The organism is Pseudomonas sp. R1-7 (assembly GCF_051132105.1).
Classification (GTDB): domain Bacteria; phylum Pseudomonadota; class Gammaproteobacteria; order Pseudomonadales; family Pseudomonadaceae; genus Aquipseudomonas.
This window is the reverse complement of the sequence record NZ_CP071661.1, coordinates 88,905-104,602: the sequence shown is the minus strand read 5'-3', so window position 1 is coordinate 104,602 and position 15,698 is coordinate 88,905. Positions and strand designations below refer to the sequence as shown.

Sequence of the window (15,698 nt, the reverse complement as noted above, 5' to 3'; positions counted from 1 at the left end):
TCTCACTCATAAAACTTACCAGCCAGCAAAATGGTCGCACAGCGTTGCCATACGTTTGGGCTCCTGGCACTTACAGAGGAACTCCGTGAGCTGACAGTCGCCCACGCTGCGGCAGCATCAAGAAAGGTGTCAATAGAGCCGTTTTCCCATCCCAACGCCCCCGGCCCATAGGGAGACGACGGAGAGGTCTTCTCCAGCAAACGTTCCTCGCCGTAGTCCATACCTAGAGCTTCGATGAAGCCGATGAATGATTGTTCGTCGTCTACGGTTTTCAGTAGCTCATCAAGATTTACGGACATGGTGACCTTGGGACTATTTGATAACGAAGTGCGAAAACGGGACACGGAGACGGCGACGGACATTGTCAGACAGTCCGATTACAGGTGAGCCCGCATTCAACCAGCATGTTAATAATCTCGAACAGAACTTCGGTGCAGTCCGATCCTAGTGGCCGTTACTGGCAGGTTAGTCGACTACTACCTGATTTTGAAAACTCCAGAGATCAAGGCTGTAGCTTTTTTACCATCAGCCTCATAGAGCTCGGTCAGCAATGTCTGATCCGCAAGCTTATGGAGGTTGAAAAAGTTGTAGAAAGCCTGACCGAGCCTCTGCTGCGGGAAGGCGTCTTGATTCCACTGAACCAGAAACTCATCGTAAGCAGCCATCTCGATTTCCAATGCCGCATCGCGTTTCATATGCACCTCCAGTGGTCGTTAGCGCTGATCAGAGCGTACGTAGCCCGTTTGGTTGGCGCAAGGAATGGTTGCTGGCCGCTCTCTGCGGTGACGGCAGTCGAGAGTCGGCCGACACGCGCGTTTAGAAATTTTTAATCTCACACCTGGCTTCCTCCGCCTGAATCCATAATGTCAGCCCGGACGCAAAACATACAACTAAGTGCTGATCTGCCGGAATGTTATCCGACAGGTAAAAACTTTCCGTCTCGGCATCAGGCTCCACAGTGCCGATTGCATGCAGTACACAATCGTCCTCGGCCAAATCCGGATCGCGCCCTTCGGCACTAAAGTAGCTCACTTCATGCAACGTCACGGTGATCTGTCTAGCTTCCTCTGGTGGTACCCAGTCCTCGCTGTGCCGAGTAAACCTGAGCAGGAATAAGGGGACCGATTTATTTCCAGGAAAAAGGGGACCGATTTATTTTCCGCAGATTCGCCCCTTCAATAGCATTCGCAATGGGTGCTTGCTCCTACTTCTCCACCTGCTGCGGGCCAAGCCAGAACCTGACCACCGCACCTCCAACCACATATCCTCGCGCCTTTGCCTACAACTGCACCAGAATCCGCCGACTTTGCAGCATTGCCCTCGGGCTCTATCGTTTCCTTACCACTGGCCGAGCCTGTATCCGATGACGCTCAGGTACGCTAGGAGCCCTCGGGAAAGTCATTGGCCCGGCGGAGTGGGAGGATGCCCACCGTTCTATCCGCGACGCTAACGTGGCCTAGCTCGGGCAAAGAAGCACTGCTATCCACTCTCATACACTGCCCATCTGCGACCTTAATACCTGTAGTAAAAAAGGAGATTTACATCGCCATGGAAATCCAGGAAATCAAGCAACGCCTAGCCCGCCCCGCCGTGAAGCTCACTGCCGGCGGCTTTCGTCCCGCGGGCACCGATGAAGAAAGCTGGCTGGGCAATGTCTTTCTGTTCCAACCGGATGAAGAGGTGCCCACTAATCAGGCGGGGCAACCGTTGCTCCCCTATGCGCAGTTTTACCTGCCCGCGCTGCCCATCAACAGCCCTCTGCTAGCAGGGGTTCGTGTGCTGACGGTGTTCATTTCAAACCCGTTCCCCGAGCACCTTGAGCCGATGGGGAATAATTGGCTCATCCGCGAGTATGGGCCGGATGATGTGTTGGTGCGCAAGTCTCTGCCGGTGGCAGGTACATTCCTCAAACCCTTCCCACTGACGGCGCAAGCGGTGCCGGAGGACTTTCCATTGTGGGATGGCGGAGGTGTCCCGGAAGACCTTGAGCAAGCAATCCTCACGCTGGAACGCGCGGGCAAGATCCAGAGCTATTACGACTTGGTCACCCACACCTACGAACACAAGATCGGCGGTTACCCCTCGTTCTGCCAGTCGGGTGTTGATCCGGGTGAGGGCTTCGAGTTTGTGTTCCAGATCTCCTCGGACGCGAAGATCAATCTGAACGTGGTCGACAGTGGGAGCCTGATGTTCTGGAAGCACAACAAAACTGGGGAGTGGGCGCTTTATTACGACTTTTACTAGGAGTCGGGGGGCAGATTTATTTCAGGTTCAATCAGCCCCTTTCCTCCCTACACCAACCTCCTCATGAACAAGACCAGTACGTCGCCAGCATGGTAGGTGGGTAGGATTTCATAGGCATACATACGCGCACCGAGCGCATTGGATTCAAATTTAACTCTATACCGCCGCCACAAAGCGAGGCTCTTGAGAAGTATCTGTAGGACAACCGGATCGAACGCCTTCGCGGAAACCTTATGTGACAAACAACCCGCCCAAACCGGAATTGGCCATTATGTAAATCTCCATTTCTGAATAAAACTCAAGGCCTTGCGAATTCATCAAGGACTGAAGAATGGAGTTCGATAAATATCAATTCACCACCCATCACGGAATCACTTTCTGCGTAAGCCGTTTCACCGTCATGCCCGCAGACAGAGGCGGGCTCAGAACGCTGTATTTTCGCGAGGCGAAAGCGGCCAACTTTGAAGTCACCCGATTGCTGGTGGAGCTCTACGACAAGATGCTCGCCAGGGATCTGCCTTGTGTCATGAGCGTCGGAATTTCCAATCCCCTCACTCGTAGCCAGGGGGATTGGCTCAATGAGCAACGCATGGATCTTCTCACCTTTACCACTGGGATTTTTACGGGGGTGGCTGGTCAAGTGCCAGGCATTGGCAAAGTTGTCGCACCAGCAGCAGGCTACTTAGGCCGAAGGTGGGCCAAGGACCTGTTACCGACCTATCACACTGGCGATGTAATCGTCAGCCTGGATGCTCAAGTCAGCGGTGGTATCGGGCCACAGCGCTCAACTTCGTCCATCATCATTCAATCCCGAGGGAACATAAGCTATGAGTCTCAATAGTCAGTATGTACTGGCCGGTTTGGGAATCCTGCTGCTGCATGTTTGCGTGAGACGCTACGTGCTCAGGGTGCGACTGGGGATAGCCCTGGTTTGCTTGGGTTTTTTGGTGATATTTGTGTTGCCGCCATTCATTGGAAGCATTGATGTCGGGCTCTTTGCGATTGCAGCAATCGCGGCAGGATCGGGGATGGTCTCCAGTCGAAGGATGTACGAAAAATGAGGGTGGCCGTTCCTACCGATCCAGCTTTTTGAGGAACACGGTCATTTCTTTTTCAGCCTGCTTGTCGCCGTGGGCTCGGGCGGCCTCCAACCCTTGTTCCCAGGCTTGGCGGGCTGCAGCGGTGTCGCCTTGGCCTTGGTGGGCTTTGCCCAGTAGTTTCCAGGCTGCTGAGTACTTGGGGTCGAATTCGACGCAGCGTTGAAGGTGTTCGGCGGCGCGGGGGAATTCGCCTAGGTCGAGGTAGCCTTTGCCGAGGCCGAAGCGGAGAAGGGCGTTGTCCATGCCCTTGGCGAGCATTTTTTCCAGGGAGTCGAGCATTTGAACACTCCTATGAATTCGTGGCGGGGGACCTTGCTCCTGCTTGGCCGCGTAGCGGTTGCAGGGTTGGGCCTGCTTCGCAGGCCAGCGGGAGCAAGCTCCCTCGCCACGGGGATTGTTTTGTCAGGAGGAGTTCATCCACCGAGTAGGTTTTGTTAGAAGAAACTCAACCCCACATGGAACAGCTTCTCGACGTCGCGAATGTGCTTCTTGTCCACCAGGAACAGGATCACATGGTCGCCGGTCTGGATCACGGTGTCGTCGTGGGCGATGAGCACTTCTTCGTCGCGGATGATCGCGCCGATGGTGGTGCCGGGCGGCAGGCCGATGTCGCGGATGGCTTTGCCGATGACTTTGCTGGACTTGGCGTCGCCGTGGGCAATGGCTTCGATGGCTTCGGCCGCGCCGCGGCGCAGGGAGTGGACGCTGACGATGTCGCCGCGGCGTACGTGGGCGAGCAAGGTGCCGATGGTTGCCAGTTGCGGGCTGATGGCGATGTCGATGTCGCCGCCCTGGATCAGGTCCACGTAGGCCGGGTTGTTGATGATGGTCATGACCTTCTTCGCGCCCAGGCGCTTGGCCAGCAGCGAGGACATGATGTTGGCTTCGTCGTCGTTGGTCAGGGCCAGGAAGATGTCGGCGTCGGCGATGTTTTCTTCCAGCAGCAGGTCGCGGTCGGAGGCGCTGCCTTGCAGCACCACGGTGCTGTCGAGGGTGTCGGAGAGGTAGCGGCAGCGTGCCGGGTTCATCTCGATGATCTTGACCTGGTAGCGGCTTTCGATGGCTTCGGCCAGGCGTTCGCCGATCTGGCCGCCGCCGGCGATGACGATGCGTTTGTAGTTCTCGTCGAGGCGGCGCATTTCGCTCATGACTGCGCGAATATTTGCCTTGGCGGCGATGAAGAAGACTTCGTCGTCGGCTTCGATCACCGTGTCGCCCTGGGGCAGGATCGGCCGGTCGCGGCGGAAAATCGCGGCGACGCGGGTTTCGACATTGGGCATGTGCTCGCGCAATTGGCGCAGTTGCTGGCCCACCAGCGGGCCGCCGTAGTAGGCCTTGACCGCCACCAGCTGGGCTTTGCTTTCGGCAAAGTCGATCACCTGCAACGCACCGGGGTGCTCGATCAGGCGCTTGATGTAGTTGGTCACCACCTGTTCGGGGCTGATCAGCACGTCCACCGGGATCGCTTCGTTGTCGAAGAGGTCGGCGCGGGTCAGGTAGGACGCTTCGCGCACCCGGGCGATTTTGGTCGGGGTGTGGAACAGCGTGTGGGCGACTTGGCAGGCGACCATGTTGGTTTCGTCGCTGTTGGTCACCGCCACCAGCATGTCGGCGTCGTCGGCGCCGGCCTGGCGCAGCACGGTTGGCAGTGAGCCACGACCTTGCACGGTGCGAATGTCGAGGCGGTCGCCGAGGTCGCGCAGGCGTTCGCTGTCGGTGTCGACCACGGTGATGTCGTTGGCCTCGCTGGCCAGGTGTTCCGCCAGCGAACCGCCGACCTGCCCTGCACCCAGGATGATGATTTTCATCCATTCACTCCTATCGAATCGGTTTTAACCGCGTGCGGCGGCGATTTTGATCAATTTGGCGTAATAGAACCCATCGTGCCCGCCTTCCTGGGCCAGCAACTGGCGGCCGTGGGGCTGCTTGAGGCCGGCCTGGGTGGCGATGTCCAGCTCCCGGGCGCCCGGGGTGCGGGCGAGGAATGCTTCGATCACTTCGGTATTCTCGGTCGGCAAGGTCGAGCAGGTGGCGTAGAGCAGCATGCCGCCCACGTCCAGGGTCGACCACATGGCATCGAGCAGTTCGCCTTGCAACACGGCCAATGCAGCGATGTCGTCCGGCTGGCGGGTGAGCTTGATGTCCGGATGGCGGCGGATCACGCCAGTGGCCGAGCATGGCGCGTCGAGGAGGATGCGCTGGAACGGTTTGCCGTCCCACCAGGTCGCGGTGTCGCGGCCATCGGCGGCGATCAGCTCGGCCTCCAGGCCCAGGCGTTCGAGGTTTTCTTTCACTCGCACCAGGCGCTTGGCTTCCAAGTCCACGGCTACGACGCCGGCCAGTTTCGGCTCGGCCTCAAGAATGTGACAGGTTTTGCCACCCGGGGCGCAGCAGGCGTCCAGCACCCGTTGGCCGGGCGCCAGCTCCAGCAGGTCGGCGGCCAGTTGGGCGGCTTCGTCCTGGACGCTGATCCAGCCCTCGGCGAAGCCCGGCAAGGCACGCACATCGCCCGGGGTTTCCAGGACGATGCCGTCGCGGCTGTACGGGCACGGGATGGCCGGGATGCCCGCCTCGCCCAGCAACGCCAGGTAGGCGTCGCGGGTATGGTGACGGCGATTGACCCGCAGGATCATCGGCGGGTGGGCATTGTTGGCGGCGCAGATGGCTTCCCATTGCTCGGGCCAGAACGCCTTGAGGGATTTCTGCAACCAGCGCGGGTGCGCCGTGCGGACTACCGGGTCGTGCTCCAGCTCGGCCAGCAGGGTTTCGCTTTCCCGCTGGGCACGGCGCAACACGGCATTGATCAGGGCCTTGGCCCAGGGCTTCTTCAGCTTGTCGGCGCAGCCCACGGTTTCGCCGATGGCGGCGTGGGCCGGGACGCGGGTGTAGAGCAGTTGATAGAGCCCCACCAGCAGCAGCGCCTCGACGTCGGCATCGGCGGCCTTGAACGGCTTTTGCAGCAGCTTGGCCGCGAGGGCCGACAGCCGCGGCTGCCAACGGGCGGTGCCGAACGCCAGGTCTTGGGTGAAGCCGCGATCACGGTCTTCCACCTTGTCCAGTTGAGTCGGCAGAGAACTGTTGAGGGAGGCTTTGCCGCTGAGGACGGCGGCAAGTGCCTTGGCGGCGGCCAGACGCGGGTTCATGAGGCGTCCGCCGCTTGGCCGAGAACGGTGCCGACGGCAAATTTCTCACGGCGGCTGTTGAACAGGTCGCTGAAGTTCAGCGCCTTGCCGCCGGGCAGTTGCATGCGGGTCAGACAGAGTGCCTGATCGCCGCAGGCGACGATGAGGCCGTCCTTGCTGGCGCTGAGGATTTCTCCCGGTGCGCCCTTCCCTTCGGCCAAGTCCGCAGCCAAAACCTTCAAGGCTTCACCGTTCAAGGTGCTGTGGCAGATCGGCCAAGGGTTGAAGGCCCGCACCAGGCGCTCCAGTTCGACGGCCGGGCGGCTCCAGTCGATGCGGGCTTCGTCCTTGTTCAGTTTGTGGGCGTAGGTGGCGAGGCTGTCGTCCTGCACTTCGCCTTGCAGGGTGCCGGCGGCCAGGCCGGAGATGGCCTCGACCACAGCTGGCGGGCCGATCAGCGCGAGGCGGTCGTGCAAGCTGCCGCCGGTGTCGTCGGCGCTGATGCGGGTGCTGGCCTTGAGCAGCATCGGCCCGGTGTCCAGGCCGGCTTCCATGCGCATCACGGTCACGCCGCTCTCGGCATCGCCCGCTTCCACGGCGCGCTGGATCGGCGCGGCACCGCGCCAACGCGGCAGCAGCGAGGCGTGGCTGTTGATGCAACCCAGACGCGGGATATCGAGCACCACTTGCGGCAGGATCAGGCCGTAGGCGACCACCACCATCAAGTCCGGCTTCAGCGCCGCCAGTTCGGCCTGGGCCTGGGCGTCGCGCAGGGTCGGTGGCTGCAGGACTGGCAGGCCGTTTTCCAGGGCCAATTGCTTCACCGGGCTGGGCATCAGTTTTTGCCCGCGACCGGCCGGACGGTCCGGCTGGGTGTAGACCGCGACGATTTCATGGGGGCTGGCCAGCAGGGCCTTGAGGTGTTCGGCGGCAAATTCGGGAGTGCCGGCAAAGACGATGCGCAGTGGCTCAGTCATGGAAAACTCTCAATTACAAAGCAGTCGCAAAAAGAAAAAGGCTTGCCGCGGCAAGCCTTTGAAGAAGGGCATCAAGCGTTCTGGCGATGGATCTTTTCCAGTTTTTTCTTGATCCGGTCACGCTTGAGATTAGACAGGTAATCGACGAACAACTTGCCGTTGAGGTGGTCGCATTCGTGCTGGATGCACACCGCCAGCAGACCTTCGGCGATCAGCTCATAGGGCTGGCCGTCACGGTCCAGGGCCTTGATCTTGACCTTTTGCGGGCGGTCGACGTTTTCGTAGAAGCCCGGCACCGAAAGGCAGCCTTCCTGGTACTGCTCCATCTCGTCGGTGAGGGTTTCGAACTCGGGGTTGATGAACACCCGGGGCTCGCTGCGGTCTTCGGAGAGGTCCATGACGACGATACGCTTGTGCACGTTGACCTGGGTCGCGGCGAGGCCGATGCCTGGCGCCTCATACATTGTTTCAAACATGTCATCGACCAGCTGACGCACTTCGTCGTCCACTACGGCCACCGGTTTGGCGATAGTGCGCAGGCGCGGGTCCGGAAATTCGAGAATGTTCAAAATGGCCATAAGCTTGATAAATGCACGTGTGAAGTAAAGTCGGGTGGCTCGCCTGGCGTGTCTTGGGATGCAGGCTACCGTTGTAAAACGTTGCTCTTGAACAGAGCGAGCCACGGGGGCTCTGGCGTTTTACGCGAACGCACATAATAAAGGGATTCACCGCATGAGGAAATCACTACTCGCCCTGCTGCTCCTGGCTTCGGCCGGTATCGCGCATGGGCAAGTGCAACTTCGGGAAGGTTTTCCCCAGCAATACACGGTGGTGACGGGGGACACGCTGTGGGACATTTCCGGTAAATACCTGCGCGAGCCGTGGAAATGGCCGGAGCTGTGGCAGGCCAATCCGCAGATCGAAAACCCCAACCTGATCTATCCGGGCGACACGCTGTCGCTGGTCTACGTCAACGGCCAGCCACGCCTGACCCTCAATCGCGGCGCCTCGCGGGGCACCATCAAGCTGTCGCCGCGCATTCGCAGTTCACCGGTAGCCGATGCGATCCCGAGCATTCCGCTGCAAGCCATCAACAGCTTTTTGCTGAGCAACCGCATCGTCGACACGGCAGAAGATTTCAACAAGGCGCCCTACGTCGTGGCAGGCGATGCCGAACGCGTGCTCAGCGGCACCGGCGACACGATCTTCGCCCGTGGCAACTTCGACACGAGCCAGCCGGCCTACGGCATCTTCCGCCAGGGCAAGGTCTACACCGATCCCGAGACCAAGGAATTTCTGGGTATCAACGCCGATGACATCGGCAGCGGTGAAATCGTCGCCACCGAGGGCGACGTCACCACCCTGGCCCTGCAACGCACCACCCAGGAAGTGCGCCTGGGTGATCGCCTGTTCAGCGGCGAAGAGCGTTCCATCAATTCGACGTTCATGCCCAGCGCGCCGAAAACGGACATCCAGGGGCTGATCCTCGATGTTCCCCGTGGCGTGACGCAGATCGGCGCGATGGACGTGGTCACCCTGAACAAGGGGCGGCGCGACGGGCTGGTGGAAGGCAATGTGCTGGCGGTGATGAAAACCGGCGAAACCGTGCGCGACCGCATCACCGGCGAGCCGGTAAAAATCCCCGATGAACGTGCCGGCCTGCTGATGGTGTTCCGCACTTACGACAAGCTCAGCTATGGCTTGGTGCTGTATGCCTCGCGGTCGCTGGCGATCCTTGACAAGGTGCGCAATCCGTAACGGGTCTCACAAGTTACCAACAGAGTTATCCACAGCTTGTTCCCGTTTCAACGGGGCTATAACGATCAAGGATTGATCCCATGCCAATGCCTGAATCTGCTTCGGTTCCGCCTGCGGAACTGGAGGCCCGTCTGCGCTTGCATCGCTTGCCAGACGTGGGACCTAAACGTTTCATGACCCTGATGGAGGCCTTTGGCTCGGCCTCCAAAGCCATCAGCGCGCCGGCCAGCGCATGGCGAGCGCTGGGGTTGCCGGCCACATGCGCCGAGGCCCGACGCGCCCCGGAGATACGCGACGGCGCCGCCCACGCAATGGCCTGGCTAGACGGCCCGGCCCAGCATTTACTGATGTGGGACCAGCCTGAATACCCTGCGCTGCTCGCACAGATCAGTGATCCACCGCCGCTGCTGTTTGTCGCTGGCGACCCCTTGATCCTGGAAAAACCGCAGCTGGCGATGGTCGGAAGTCGCCGGGCATCGCGACCGGGCATGGACACCGCGGCGGCATTTTCCCGAAGCCTGGCCGGCGCCGGATTTGTCATCACCAGTGGCCTGGCGTTGGGCATCGACGCCGCCGCGCATCAAGCCGCGCTGGATGTCGGAGGGCAAACCGTCGGCGTGCTCGGCACCGGCCTGGAAAATTTTTATCCACAGCGCAATCGTCGGCTGGCAGACGCGATGATTGCCCAGGGCAGCGCGGTGGTCTCGGAATTTCCGCTGGATGCCGCGCCCCACGCCAGCAACTTTCCGCGTCGCAACCGAATCATCAGTGGCTTGTCCCTTGGCGTGCTGGTGGTAGAGGCCAGTGTCGCCAGTGGTTCGCTGATCACCGCGCGGCTGGCGGCGGAACAGGGCCGCGAGGTGTATGCCATTCCAGGGTCGATCCATCATCCAGGGGCCCGAGGCTGTCATCAGCTGATCCGTGACGGCGCGGCGCTGGTGGAAACCGTCGAGCACATCCTCGAAGCGCTGCGGGGTTGGCAGCGATTGCCGCTGGCCTCCGAGCCTGTGCCTGTGACCCACCCGCTGCTGCGCCTGCTGCATGCCGCGCCGCTGAGCAGCGAGGCGTTGGCCGACGCCAGTGGTTGGGGTTTGCCCAAAGTGCTGGCGGCGCTGACCGAGCTGGAAATGGAGGGACGCGCCATTTGTGACAACGGACGTTGGTTCGCACGCTAGGTTTTATGGGGAAGATCGGTAAACTGCCCACAGCCTTAATTGCGTTGCGGAGAATGTTTCATGGTCAACAGTTGGCGTGTGCAAGAAGCCGCGCGAGAAATTCGCGCCGGGGCGGTGATTGCCTATCCAACCGAAGCGGTCTGGGGCCTGGGTTGCGATCCGTGGAACGAAGACGCGGTGGAGCGTCTGCTGGCGATCAAGTCCCGACGGCCCGACAAGGGCTTGATACTGGTGGCTGACAACATTCGCCAGTTCGACTTCTTGTTCGAGGATTTCCCCGAAACCTGGATGGACCGCATGGCCAGCACCTGGCCGGGGCCCAACACCTGGCTGGTGCCGCACCAGGACCTGCTGCCCGAATGGATCACCGGCGTGCATGACACTGTCGCGCTGCGGGTCAGCGATCATCCGATCGTTCGTGATTTGTGCTCGTTGGTCGGCCCGCTGGTGTCCACCTCAGCCAACCCACAAGGCCGGCCGGCGGCGCGCACGCGGATTCGCGTCGAACAGTATTTCCGCGGCCAGCTCGATCTGGTCCTGGGCGGTAACCTGGGCGGGCGCAAGAACCCGAGCGTGATTCGTGATCTGGCTACCGGCAAGGTCGTGCGGCCGGATTGACTTCTTGTCAGCACACCATCCCCTGTGGGAGCGAGCTTGCTCGCGATAGCGTCAGGTCAGCTGACATTGATGTTGGCTGATCCACCGCTATCGCGAGCAAGCTCGCTCCCACAGATTCTTTAGCGACCTCTGGATCAAGGCAGGAGAATGGTCGACCCGGTCGTCCGCCGCGCCGACAACTCGGTATGCGCCTTGGCTGCATCCGACAGCGCGAATCGCTGGTTGATGTCCACCGTGAGCTTGCCGCTGGCGATCATTCCGAACAGTTCATCGGCCATGCGCTGCAGGTTCTCGGCGTTGTTGGCGTAGGTCGCCAGCGTCGGGCGGGTGACGTACAGCGAGCCCTTGGCCGAAAGAATGCCCAGGTTTACGCCATCCACCGCACCGGAGGCATTGCCGAAGCTCACCACCAGGCCACGGGGTGCCGCGCAATCCAAAGACGTCAGCCAGGTGTCCTTGCCGACGCCGTCGTACACCACCGGGACTTTCTTGCCGTCAGTCAATTCCAACACGCGCTGTGCGACGTTTTCCTTGCTGTAGTCGATGACTTCCCAGGCGCCGTGGGATTTGGCGATGGCGGCTTTTTCCGCCGAGCTGACGGTGCCGATCAGCTTTACGCCCAAGGCCTTGGCCCACTGGCAGGCCAACGAGCCCACGCCACCGGCGGCGGCATGGAACAGGATGGTTTCGCCGCCCTTGAGCTCGTAGGTCTGGCGCAGCAGGTATTGCACGGTCAGGCCCTTGAGCATTACCCCGGCTGCCTGTTCGAAGCTGATGGCTTCGGGCAAGTGAACCAGGTTGGCTTCGGGCAGCACGTGCACATCGCTGTAGGCCCCTAGCGGGCCACTGCCATAGGCCACGCGGTCACCGACCTTGAAGCGCGTTACCTGCGAACCAACGGCTTCGACCACACCCGCGCCTTCGGCACCAAGCCCCGACGGCAGGGCCGGTGGCGGATAAAGACCACTGCGGTAATAGGTGTCGATGAAGTTCAGGCCGATCGCCTTGTTGCTGACGCGGACCTGTTGCGGACCGGGCTCGGCTGGTTGGTATTCCACGTACTCGAGCACTTCGGGTCCACCGTGGGCGCTGAACTGGATGCGTTTGGCCATCTTCACTTTCTCCTTATCGTGGGACTTTTACCAAGCCTGCTATCGGACTCCTATGCTTGATCTTCGTCAACTGTGGTGTGGGCGGATGCGGTGTTATCCTGTGCGCCCATTTTGCCGGCGGCCTGTGTACGCCGCGCAGCGTAGCCCTGATCAAGGTGATGTCATGACTACTCGCACCGAGGCCGTGAAAGCCTATCTGCTGGACCTGCAAGACCGCATTTGCGCAGCCCTGGAAGCCGAGGACGGCGGCACTCGCTTCGTCGAGGACGCCTGGACCCGGCCCGCCGGCGGTGGCGGTCGCACGCGAGTGATCGAAAACGGCACGGTGATCGAAAAGGGCGGCGTCAACTTTTCCCACGTCTTCGGCAGCGGTCTCCCACCTTCGGCCAGCGCCCATCGGCCGGAACTGGCCGGGCGCGGCTTTGAAGCCTTGGGCGTGTCGCTGGTGATCCACCCGCACAATCCCCACGTGCCGACGTCCCACGCCAACGTGCGCTTTTTCATTGCCGAAAAAGAAGGCGAAGAGCCGGTCTGGTGGTTTGGCGGCGGCTTCGACCTGACGCCTTATTACGGCGTGGAAGAAGACTGCGTGCATTGGCACCGCATCGCCCAGCAAGCCTGCGAGCCGTTCGGCCCGGATGTCTATTCTCGCTACAAGGCCTGGTGCGACAGCTATTTCCACATCAAGCATCGCAACGAGCCCCGAGGCATCGGCGGGCTGTTTTTCGACGACCTGAACGCGTGGGATTTCGACACCAGCTTCGCCTTCATGCGCGCGATCGGCGACGCCTACATCGATGCCTACCTGCCTATCGTGCGGCGTCGCAAGCACGACCCGTTCACGGCCAAGCAACGGGAATTCCAGGAGTTCCGCCGTGGGCGCTACGTGGAATTCAACCTGGTCTATGACCGCGGCACGCTGTTCGGCCTGCAATCAGGCGGGCGTACCGAATCGATCCTGATGTCCCTGCCGCCCCAAGTGCGCTGGAGCTATGACTGGAAAGCCGAGCCGGGCAGCGAAGAGGCGAGGTTGACCGAGTATTTCCTGCAGGATCGCGATTGGCTGGCTACAGCCTGAACGGGGATTATCCATGGACCGCTACGTTGTAATGGGTAACCCGATCGGCCACAGCAAGTCGCCGTTGATCCATCGCCTGTTTGCCGAGCAGACCGGCCAGGCATTGGACTACGGCACGCTGCTCGCCCCTTTGGATGATTTTGCCGGTTGCGCGCAGGCATTTTTCCGCGAGGGCCGTGGGGCGAACGTCACCGTGCCGTTTAAAGAAGATGCTTTCCGCCTGGCTGATCAGCTGACAGAGCGGGCGCAGCGGGCCGGCGCGGTGAACACCTTGAGCAAGCTGGCCGACGGCCGCCTCCTGGGTGACAACACCGACGGCGCCGGGCTGGTGCGGGACCTGACCGTCAACGCCGGGTTCAGCCTCAAGGGCAAGCGCATCCTCTTGCTGGGGGCCGGCGGCGCGGTGCGTGGCGCCTTGGAACCCCTGCTCGCCGAGGCGCCGGCTTCGGTGATCATCGCCAATCGAACGGTGGAAAAGGCCGAGCTGCTGGCGGAGTTGTTCGCCGACCTGGGCCCGGTTTCGGCCAGTGGTTTCGATTGGTTGCAGGAGCCGGTGGACCTGATCATCAACGCCACGTCCGCGAGCCTTTCAGGGGATGTGCCACCGATTGCTGCCAGTTTGATCGAGCCCGGCAAGACGGTTTGCTACGACATGATGTACAGCAAGGAACCCACGTCGTTTTGCCGTTGGGCCAAGGAACACGGCGCGGCGGTAGCGATGGATGGCCTGGGCATGCTGGCCGAACAAGCCGGCGAAGCGTTCTACCTGTGGCGTGGGGTACGCCCGGATACGGCGCCAGTCCTTGCGGAGTTGCGCCGCCAGCTCGCGCTCTAGGCTTCAAACCGGATCGGGCATTTGTGCGATCCTTCCAGCTTCAACAACTCCTCCACCACCTGCGGCCTTGCCCCGCGCAAGGTCAGGCTACGCCCCTGGCTGCGCAACCGCCGGGCTTCCTGGTGAAGCATTTCCACGCCGGAATAATCGATGAAGTTGATCTGCTGGGCGTCGATCACCACCCGCTGCGCCTGCATCCGCTGCAAACGCACCTGCAAGTAATGACTGGCGCCGAAAAAGATCGAGCCGCCCACCCGCAGGATGTCCGCCTCGCCTTCGCGACTATGGTGCACCCGCGGCTGGGAGGTGCGCTTGAGGTAGAAAAACAGCGAAGCGAGTACGCCGGCGTAGATCGCGGTTTGCAGTTCCAGCAGCAGCGTGGCCAGGCAGGTCAGGCCCATGACCAGGAATTCGGAGCGACTTACCCGGTACAGCGCCCGAATGCCCCGATGGTCCACCAGGCCCCAGGCGATCAGCAGGATACTGCCGGCCATGGCCGGAATCGGAATGTGCGCGATGAGTTTCGCGCCGGCCACGGCAAACAGTGCCACCCACAGCGCCGAGAAGACCCCGGCCAGGGGCGAGCAAGCCCCGGCCTCATAGCTGAGACCGGAACGGGTGAAGGAACCGGCTGACAATGAGCCGGCGAAAAATCCTCCAACGATATTCGAAAGCCCTTGCGCCCTGACTTCCTGATTTGCATCAAGCAATTGCCCGGAGCGGACCGACAGCGAGCGGGCAATGGACAGGCTGGTCACCAGCCCCAGCATGCCCACCGCAACGGCACCGGGCAGCAGACGCAGGATCAATTCCAAATCCAGCGGCAGCGGTGTGAATGGCGGCAGGCGCCCGACAAAGGCGCTGACCAGCGCCACATGCCCGAACATCGCGGGCCAGGCCCAGGCCACCAGACTGCTGATGCCCAAAGTTATCAACAGGCTTGGCCAGCGCGGCAGCAAGCGTTTGAGCACGATGCCCACAACCAGCGTCCCCAAACCCAGCAGCAGCGAAGGTTTATCCACAGCCTCGATATGACCGGCGAGCATCAGCAGACTCTTCAACGCCGTGGCTTCGTTCGGCAGGTCGAGGCCCAGCAGATTTGGCAACTGCCCCAGGGCGATGACCACCGCCGCGCCCAGGGTGAAACCCAGCACCACCGAGTGTGAAACGAAATTGACCAGCGCACCGAACCGCAGCAATCCAAGCAGCCACTGGAAAATACCGGCCAAGACTGTCAGCAACAGGATCAGCGTGATGTAGTCCTGGGTGGCAGGCACGGCAAGGGGACTGACAGTGGCATACAGGACGATGGAGATCGCCGCCGTAGGACCGCAGATCAAATGCCACGACGAACCCCATAGGCAAGCGATCAACACCGGCACGATCGCCGCGTACAGTCCGTACTCGGGCGGAAGTCCGGCAATCAGCGCGTAGGCAATGGACTGCGGCAGCGCCAGGATCGCACCGCTGAGGCCAACGATCAGGTCACGACCAACACTGGCGCGTGTCTGTCGGGGCAGCCAGCTCAGGAAGGGAAAGAGTGAATGGCGCATGGGAATTGCCATGGGGCCTCAAGGGATGGGGTTTGCGAGCAAGGGTATCAGGACAAGGCTCCGTTCTCCCTGTGGCGAGGGGATTTATCCCCTCGCCACAATGGCTCCGCGTCACTCTGGGAGAGC

The 15,698-nt window shown here is 61.2% G+C and carries 17 protein-coding genes; 7 read left to right on the top strand and 10 right to left on the bottom strand.

Translation table 11 applies throughout. The annotated features are described in order from the left end of the window. Positions 1-2 precede the first annotated feature (2 nt). From J3P79_RS00500 to J3P79_RS00490, 3 genes are all read right to left on the bottom strand, one after another. Entirely contained in the window at positions 3-362 is a 360-nt protein-coding gene (locus J3P79_RS00500) for a DUF7660 family protein (RefSeq protein WP_434607315.1), read from the bottom strand. A gap of 114 nt (positions 363-476) precedes the next feature. After that, positions 477-695 carry a hypothetical protein gene (locus J3P79_RS00495; protein ID WP_434607313.1) on the bottom strand — a complete coding sequence of 73 codons (219 nt, stop codon included), beginning with the start codon at positions 693-695 and terminating at the stop codon, positions 477-479. Positions 696-816: 121 nt separating this feature from the next. Further along, on the bottom strand, positions 817-1,047 hold the full coding sequence (locus J3P79_RS00490) for a hypothetical protein (RefSeq protein WP_434607311.1): 231 nt from the start codon (positions 1,045-1,047) through the stop codon (positions 817-819). 501 nt (positions 1,048-1,548) lie between these two features. Here J3P79_RS00490 and J3P79_RS00485 point away from each other — a divergent pair. Next, positions 1,549-2,244: a DUF1963 domain-containing protein gene (locus J3P79_RS00485; protein ID WP_434607308.1), complete on the top strand. Its 696-nt coding sequence runs from the start codon at positions 1,549-1,551 to the stop codon at positions 2,242-2,244. Positions 2,245-2,575: 331 nt separating this feature from the next. Next, positions 2,576-3,085, top strand: coding sequence for a hypothetical protein (locus J3P79_RS00480; protein ID WP_434607306.1), 510 nt, complete (start codon positions 2,576-2,578; stop codon positions 3,083-3,085). Positions 3,086-3,317: 232 nt separating this feature from the next. Here J3P79_RS00480 and J3P79_RS00475 read toward each other — a convergent pair whose 3' ends face one another. From J3P79_RS00475 to def, 5 genes are all read right to left on the bottom strand, one after another. Beyond that, the gene (locus J3P79_RS00475) at positions 3,318-3,623 is read right to left on the bottom strand and encodes a tetratricopeptide repeat protein (RefSeq protein ID WP_434607303.1); all 306 of its coding nucleotides are present in this window, start codon (positions 3,621-3,623) and stop codon (positions 3,318-3,320) included. Between the two features lie 155 nt (positions 3,624-3,778). Continuing rightward, positions 3,779-5,152, bottom strand: coding sequence for a Trk system potassium transporter TrkA (gene trkA, locus J3P79_RS00470; RefSeq protein WP_434607301.1), 1,374 nt, complete (start codon positions 5,150-5,152; stop codon positions 3,779-3,781). A 24-nt stretch (positions 5,153-5,176) separates the two neighbouring features. After that, the gene (gene rsmB, locus J3P79_RS00465) at positions 5,177-6,487 is read right to left on the bottom strand and encodes a 16S rRNA (cytosine(967)-C(5))-methyltransferase RsmB (RefSeq protein ID WP_434607298.1); all 1,311 of its coding nucleotides are present in this window, start codon (positions 6,485-6,487) and stop codon (positions 5,177-5,179) included. Continuing rightward, on the bottom strand, positions 6,484-7,443 hold the full coding sequence (gene fmt / locus J3P79_RS00460; RefSeq protein WP_434607296.1) for a methionyl-tRNA formyltransferase: 960 nt from the start codon (positions 7,441-7,443) through the stop codon (positions 6,484-6,486). Before fmt ends, rsmB begins: the two co-directional genes overlap by 4 nt. A gap of 71 nt (positions 7,444-7,514) precedes the next feature. Beyond that, positions 7,515-8,021 carry a peptide deformylase gene (gene def / locus J3P79_RS00455; protein WP_053126951.1) on the bottom strand — a complete coding sequence of 169 codons (507 nt, stop codon included), beginning with the start codon at positions 8,019-8,021 and terminating at the stop codon, positions 7,515-7,517. A 154-nt stretch (positions 8,022-8,175) separates the two neighbouring features. Between def and J3P79_RS00450 the strand changes: the two genes are divergently transcribed. From J3P79_RS00450 to J3P79_RS00440, 3 genes are all read left to right on the top strand, one after another. After that, complete coding sequence (locus tag J3P79_RS00450) at positions 8,176-9,201, top strand: LysM peptidoglycan-binding domain-containing protein (protein ID WP_434607294.1); 1,026 nt, start codon at positions 8,176-8,178, stop codon at positions 9,199-9,201. Between the two features lie 80 nt (positions 9,202-9,281). Next, on the top strand, positions 9,282-10,376 hold the full coding sequence (gene dprA, locus J3P79_RS00445; protein WP_434607293.1) for a DNA-processing protein DprA: 1,095 nt from the start codon (positions 9,282-9,284) through the stop codon (positions 10,374-10,376). 60 nt (positions 10,377-10,436) lie between these two features. Further along, a complete protein-coding gene (locus J3P79_RS00440) occupies positions 10,437-10,994 on the top strand; it encodes an L-threonylcarbamoyladenylate synthase (protein WP_434607291.1) in 558 nt (185 codons plus the stop codon). A 134-nt stretch (positions 10,995-11,128) separates the two neighbouring features. Here the strand turns inward: J3P79_RS00440 and J3P79_RS00435 are convergent, their stop codons facing one another. Then, on the bottom strand, positions 11,129-12,106 hold the full coding sequence (locus J3P79_RS00435) for an NADPH:quinone reductase (protein ID WP_434607290.1): 978 nt from the start codon (positions 12,104-12,106) through the stop codon (positions 11,129-11,131). Positions 12,107-12,269: 163 nt separating this feature from the next. Between J3P79_RS00435 and hemF the strand changes: the two genes are divergently transcribed. Both hemF and aroE read left to right on the top strand, forming a co-directional pair. After that, positions 12,270-13,184: an oxygen-dependent coproporphyrinogen oxidase gene (gene hemF / locus J3P79_RS00430; RefSeq protein WP_434607288.1), complete on the top strand. Its 915-nt coding sequence runs from the start codon at positions 12,270-12,272 to the stop codon at positions 13,182-13,184. Between the two features lie 13 nt (positions 13,185-13,197). Beyond that, positions 13,198-14,019, top strand: coding sequence for a shikimate dehydrogenase (gene aroE, locus J3P79_RS00425; protein WP_434607286.1), 822 nt, complete (start codon positions 13,198-13,200; stop codon positions 14,017-14,019). Here the strand turns inward: aroE and J3P79_RS00420 are convergent. Continuing rightward, positions 14,016-15,584, bottom strand: coding sequence for a SulP family inorganic anion transporter (locus J3P79_RS00420; protein WP_434607285.1), 1,569 nt, complete (start codon positions 15,582-15,584; stop codon positions 14,016-14,018). The genes aroE and J3P79_RS00420 overlap by 4 nt on opposite strands. Positions 15,585-15,698 lie beyond the last annotated feature (114 nt).

Excerpts from the sequence above, each read along its gene's own strand:
- rsmB (WP_434607298.1), bottom strand. The coding sequence starts at position 6,487 with ATGAACCCGCGTCTGGCCGCCGCCAAGGCACTTGCCGCCGTCCTCAGC.
- J3P79_RS00435 (WP_434607290.1), bottom strand. The coding sequence starts at position 12,106 with ATGGCCAAACGCATCCAGTTCAGCGCCCACGGTGGACCCGAAGTGCTC.
- J3P79_RS00500 (WP_434607315.1), bottom strand. The coding sequence starts at position 362 with ATGTCCGTCGCCGTCTCCGTGTCCCGTTTTCGCACTTCGTTATCAAAT.
- aroE (WP_434607286.1), top strand. The coding sequence starts at position 13,198 with ATGGACCGCTACGTTGTAATGGGTAACCCGATCGGCCACAGCAAGTCG.
- J3P79_RS00450 (WP_434607294.1), top strand. The coding sequence starts at position 8,176 with ATGAGGAAATCACTACTCGCCCTGCTGCTCCTGGCTTCGGCCGGTATC.
- fmt (WP_434607296.1), bottom strand. The coding sequence starts at position 7,443 with ATGACTGAGCCACTGCGCATCGTCTTTGCCGGCACTCCCGAATTTGCC.
- trkA (WP_434607301.1), bottom strand. The coding sequence starts at position 5,152 with ATGAAAATCATCATCCTGGGTGCAGGGCAGGTCGGCGGTTCGCTGGCG.
- J3P79_RS00485 (WP_434607308.1), top strand. The coding sequence starts at position 1,549 with ATGGAAATCCAGGAAATCAAGCAACGCCTAGCCCGCCCCGCCGTGAAG.
- def (WP_053126951.1), bottom strand. The coding sequence starts at position 8,021 with ATGGCCATTTTGAACATTCTCGAATTTCCGGACCCGCGCCTGCGCACT.
- J3P79_RS00420 (WP_434607285.1), bottom strand. The coding sequence starts at position 15,584 with ATGGCAATTCCCATGCGCCATTCACTCTTTCCCTTCCTGAGCTGGCTG.
- dprA (WP_434607293.1), top strand. The coding sequence starts at position 9,282 with ATGCCAATGCCTGAATCTGCTTCGGTTCCGCCTGCGGAACTGGAGGCC.
- J3P79_RS00495 (WP_434607313.1), bottom strand. The coding sequence starts at position 695 with ATGAAACGCGATGCGGCATTGGAAATCGAGATGGCTGCTTACGATGAG.
- J3P79_RS00480 (WP_434607306.1), top strand. The coding sequence starts at position 2,576 with ATGGAGTTCGATAAATATCAATTCACCACCCATCACGGAATCACTTTC.
- J3P79_RS00475 (WP_434607303.1), bottom strand. The coding sequence starts at position 3,623 with ATGCTCGACTCCCTGGAAAAAATGCTCGCCAAGGGCATGGACAACGCC.
- hemF (WP_434607288.1), top strand. The coding sequence starts at position 12,270 with ATGACTACTCGCACCGAGGCCGTGAAAGCCTATCTGCTGGACCTGCAA.
- J3P79_RS00440 (WP_434607291.1), top strand. The coding sequence starts at position 10,437 with ATGGTCAACAGTTGGCGTGTGCAAGAAGCCGCGCGAGAAATTCGCGCC.